Source organism: Oceaniferula marina, assembly GCF_013391475.1.
GTDB lineage: Bacteria > Verrucomicrobiota > Verrucomicrobiia > Verrucomicrobiales > Akkermansiaceae > Oceaniferula > Oceaniferula marina.
Map to the genome: position 1 here is coordinate 1 of NZ_JACBAZ010000031.1, position 3,830 is coordinate 3,830.

6 protein-coding genes are annotated in these 3,830 nt (G+C 42.9%); all 6 read left to right on the plus strand.

Annotated features, from left to right (window positions below; genetic code table 11):
- Positions 1 to 371, plus strand: a 371-nt coding sequence (locus HW115_RS19885) for a hypothetical protein (protein ID WP_227021684.1), incomplete at its 5' end; no start/stop codon positions are given.
- Positions 372 to 510: 139 nt separating this feature from the next.
- Positions 511 to 861 (plus strand): hypothetical protein, encoded by a 351-nt coding sequence (locus HW115_RS19180; RefSeq protein WP_178935189.1) that lies wholly within the window; start codon positions 511 to 513, stop codon positions 859 to 861.
- Positions 862 to 1,481: 620 nt separating this feature from the next.
- Positions 1,482 to 1,871, plus strand: coding sequence for a hypothetical protein (locus HW115_RS19185; protein ID WP_178935191.1), 390 nt, complete (start codon positions 1,482 to 1,484; stop codon positions 1,869 to 1,871).
- 94 nt (positions 1,872 to 1,965) lie between these two features.
- Positions 1,966 to 2,391, plus strand: a complete 426-nt coding sequence (locus HW115_RS19190; RefSeq protein ID WP_178935193.1) for a hypothetical protein — start codon at positions 1,966 to 1,968, stop codon at positions 2,389 to 2,391.
- A gap of 101 nt (positions 2,392 to 2,492) precedes the next feature.
- The gene (locus HW115_RS19195) at positions 2,493 to 2,903 is read left to right on the plus strand and encodes a hypothetical protein (RefSeq protein ID WP_178935195.1); all 411 of its coding nucleotides are present in this window, start codon (positions 2,493 to 2,495) and stop codon (positions 2,901 to 2,903) included.
- A gap of 104 nt (positions 2,904 to 3,007) precedes the next feature.
- Entirely contained in the window at positions 3,008 to 3,568 is a 561-nt protein-coding gene (locus HW115_RS19200) for a PH domain-containing protein (protein ID WP_178935197.1), read from the plus strand.
- Positions 3,569 to 3,830 lie beyond the last annotated feature (262 nt).

Genomic DNA, 3,830 nt, shown 5'->3' on the forward strand with positions numbered 1-3,830 from the left:
TCCGGGCCTGTCGCTACGCTCCAGCCCCTCCATTCCACCTCTCCAGCTACGGAGAACCAAGCAAAACCAAGCCCAAGGTTAGATCAGCGAATCATCAACAAAACTCACTTTTTACTGGCAACAAAAAGGAGACCACCTCAGATGCCATGTCGCTGATTTATAGTACTAGAGAGAAGATGATGCAGACTCTCACCTCTCTCGACGCTGATATTAACGGTCATGGCGGAGCTGTCGATGACACAAAGAAGGAAGCTCCCTCGTTTATGATTAAGTATAAGCGTTCGTCTGTTTCTGGATTTATGCAAATGAAGTATTATTACAATGATCGGAAAGAGATATTTGCTGAATTTACCTTTTTCGAATCTAGATGAATAACAAATCGAACAAGTCGTTGCACCCGACGGCTAGTAGCTACCGAGCCAGGTTTTGCTGCTGGTTTACAGAATTGAAACTTTAACCATTTCATCAGCGGTTACATCGCCGCCGGTGAACTTTACGTTCGGCAAAATAATGAAAGCAAATGACCATCAGTGTTTTATTGATTCTCTCACACAAATTCTAGATTCTCTTGATGCTAGTTTTGACGTTAATTGTCGATCTGCATCATTGGATGCTTACATTAAGCATTGCCGCCTGTTTTGCTGTGAAGGTGTAATTCCCAATTATCCTGATTGGTTGTCAGGTCTCAGAAAAATTGGAAATTCAATTGCACCTCGTATCCCAAATAGTAAGTTGAGACAAATCGCACAGAGTGTAACTAAGTTAATAGAAGACGCATCTTATGGTGAACCTGAAAAGTATCACTTTGATGAGATTAATCGCATCAGTGTGGCTGCCGCTAAATTGAGATGTAATCAATAAGCCGAACAAGACGTTGCACCCGATGGCTAGTAGCTAACCTGCCAAGTTTTTCGACCATTAATCAAAATTGAAACATTAACCGTTTATCCGAGCTTTGATCGCCACGGGTGAACTTTACGTTGGGCAAAAAAATGAAGCGCTGGATCACATATTGCTGCGATATTGCCGTTATTTCGAGCTATATCGGATCTGTGTATCTTATGATCAAACTGAAGTTGTCAGATACACATAAGATGGAGATTCAAGGGGGTGTCGACAGTTTGGCGGTAATAGCAGCTATGCTTATAATTCTAGGATCGCTGATTATAGCTTTGAGAGTCACATACGGCATTTGGGATACTGATAAATCATCAATGAGGCTAAAGCGCTTATACCAAATTCCGTTCATTAATGTCGCCACATGGTATTTGCGAAGGAGGAATGGTATTCCATTTGGGATAGCCCAACCTCGTCGTAGATTCCCATGGGAGGCTTAAAAACAACAAGCCCAACAAGTCGCAGCACCCGACAGCTAGTAGCTGTCGAGTTTGCGACGGTAACCTTTTTACGACATTGTATCTCTAATTTGCATATCGACGCATGATCGCTGCCGGTGTGCTTTACGTTCGGTAAAAAAAAGCATGAATCAATATCGTAAGCCAATAAACGTAGTCCTAACGATATGGGCTATATCTATTTTGTTAAGCCTCGTATTACCGTTTTTTGCTGAAGAGAGCGAGGTGTTGCAAGATGCCAAAAACCTCAAGATTCAAGTTGAATCTCTTAAAATCGATTTAGACAGAAAGAAATCATCTTCTGATGTATCAGAGGATGAGTATTCAAAGATAAATGGTGAATTGTCGGTTCTTGATAAAAAGGCCACTACAATAATTCAATCCGAGCAATTAGAGTCAGAGTGGAATTGGTATTCTGACCTTGTCGTCCCTTTATCTTCTTTGGTCGTCGCAGTTTTTGGGTTGTATTATAACAACAAACCGAACAAGTCGTTGCACCCGACCGCTAGTAGCTGAGTAGTCAGGTTTTTCAGACTGTTCTACACGATTGAAACTTTAACCGTTTATCGACGCTTTTATCGCGGCCGGTGAACTTTACGTTCTGCATAAAATGAAGAAGCTCTACCTCATTCTCGCTTTGGTCTTAGCGATCATGCCGCCAGCTAAAGCGATAGACTGGAAAGAGCATTATAAAGCTTTTAACAAGGTTGAACCATCAGAGGAGGGGGAAGATGTCTTTATTAAGGCTTTTGAGACAGAGTTGGCAAATGTTGAACTCAAGGATTTGAGCTTCGAGGAGGCTATCGACAAACTTAGGATGGCCCACAGAGCCATGAACAAAGACATTAGGCTGAGTTTTATAATCGATGGAGATATAGCTAGGAAGAAGGTTAAATTAGTAAAAGCAGTGATAACTTTCGGTGATGCTCTCGATCAATTATGTCTTCAGGCTGGAGCTGTATGGGATTTTAGTGCCAAGATCCGAGTTCTCCCAAGGAATAAACTGGCAGAACAAGTCGCAGCACCCGACAGCTAGTAGCTGTCGAGTTTGCGACGGTAACCTTATTACGTCATTGTATCTATAATTCGCATATCGACGCCTGATCGCTGCCGGTGTGCTTTACGTTCTGCAAAAAAATGAGCGCACATCGACAATATGCACGGGCTGGTTTCAGCATCATGCCATTGCCGATCTTTATCCCTCTCGCAATTGGCGTCGGCTGGATCATTAATCACTATTCGGGCAGCCTTTTGTTTGCGCTTGTAGTCGGAGTCGTTTCTATTCCTGTATCGGTTTGGATTATTGATCTTGTTTTCAATAACCCTCTTGCGCTCAAATTTCAGAATTATCCTGGAAATCACTCTTGCCCAACCTGCAAACAGAAGTATGAGACGTATCGTTCGATGCCTTCAGGCGGCGATTCACTCATTCTCGAATGCTTCAAATGTGGAGCGAAGAATCGTTTCGATAAGAAGTATCACCATTTGGGGTTCCTTGACACGGAAGACAAAAAAGTGGCAGAACAAGTCGCAGCACCCGACAGCTAGTAGCTGACTTGCCAGGTTTCTCGACTGGTTTACAGAATTGAAACTTATAATCTTTGTGCGTCTGGTACATCGCTGCCGGTGTGCTTTACGTTCGCCAAAAAATAATGAACCACAAAATAGCAAGTTCTGGTCTTAAGCAATGGGCTATCTTAGGCTCCTGTTTTGCTTTGCCTATGTGTATTTTCTTTTCGTTGCTGAGAGGTGATTGGATATTGGGTATACAGGTTGGTATCCTGTCCGGGGGATTATTTGCAACAATGATGGTATGGTTTTCAGCGCGTCAGATAAAACGACTTTCTGTTGATCGACCAGATTTTGAAGGGGCAGATGTTATTTTTGAAGGACCCGCTAATCATTTTAAGGGAGCCGAAGGAGTGGGCGGATATCTCTGGCTTACATCGAGCGAACTATTTTTTAAATCACACAGATTCAATATTCAGAATCACGAATGCAGAATGCGGCTGCAGGATATTACATCTATCGACACTATTAAGACTCTAGGCATCATTCCCAATGGTCTTTTGGTTTGCTCTGCTTTAGGCGCTAAAGAGAAGTTCGTAGTGAACAGGAATAAAGATTGGGCAACTGCAATTATGCGTGAGAGAGAGAACGAATGTGAGCTAAATCAACAAAACGGCGAACAAGTCGCAGCACCCGACAGCTAGTAGCTGTCGAGTTTGCGACAGGTAACCCTTTTACGACATTGTATCTATAATCCGCATATCGACGCCTGATCGCTGCCGGTGTGCTTTACGTTCTGCAAAAAAAACTCAGCACTTCCAGAAATGTTGATTATTCCGAATCGGCTCGAAGGATGAAACCATAAGTTTGTTCACTCAGTGGAATCATTGGTTTTCTCCGCAAGGCACACGAATTCGGGTGTCACGTTCCATAAGTTGTGAGCAAGAAAGGTTGATTCCGAGTCGC

What these genes read in the sequence shown, in the direction of transcription:
- HW115_RS19180 (WP_178935189.1), top strand. Translation starts at nt 511, where the DNA reads ATGAAAGCAAATGACCATCAGTGTTTTATTGATTCTCTCACACAAATT.
- HW115_RS19185 (WP_178935191.1), top strand. Translation starts at nt 1,482, where the DNA reads ATGAATCAATATCGTAAGCCAATAAACGTAGTCCTAACGATATGGGCT.
- HW115_RS19190 (WP_178935193.1), top strand. Translation starts at nt 1,966, where the DNA reads ATGAAGAAGCTCTACCTCATTCTCGCTTTGGTCTTAGCGATCATGCCG.
- HW115_RS19195 (WP_178935195.1), top strand. Translation starts at nt 2,493, where the DNA reads ATGAGCGCACATCGACAATATGCACGGGCTGGTTTCAGCATCATGCCA.
- HW115_RS19200 (WP_178935197.1), top strand. Translation starts at nt 3,008, where the DNA reads ATGAACCACAAAATAGCAAGTTCTGGTCTTAAGCAATGGGCTATCTTA.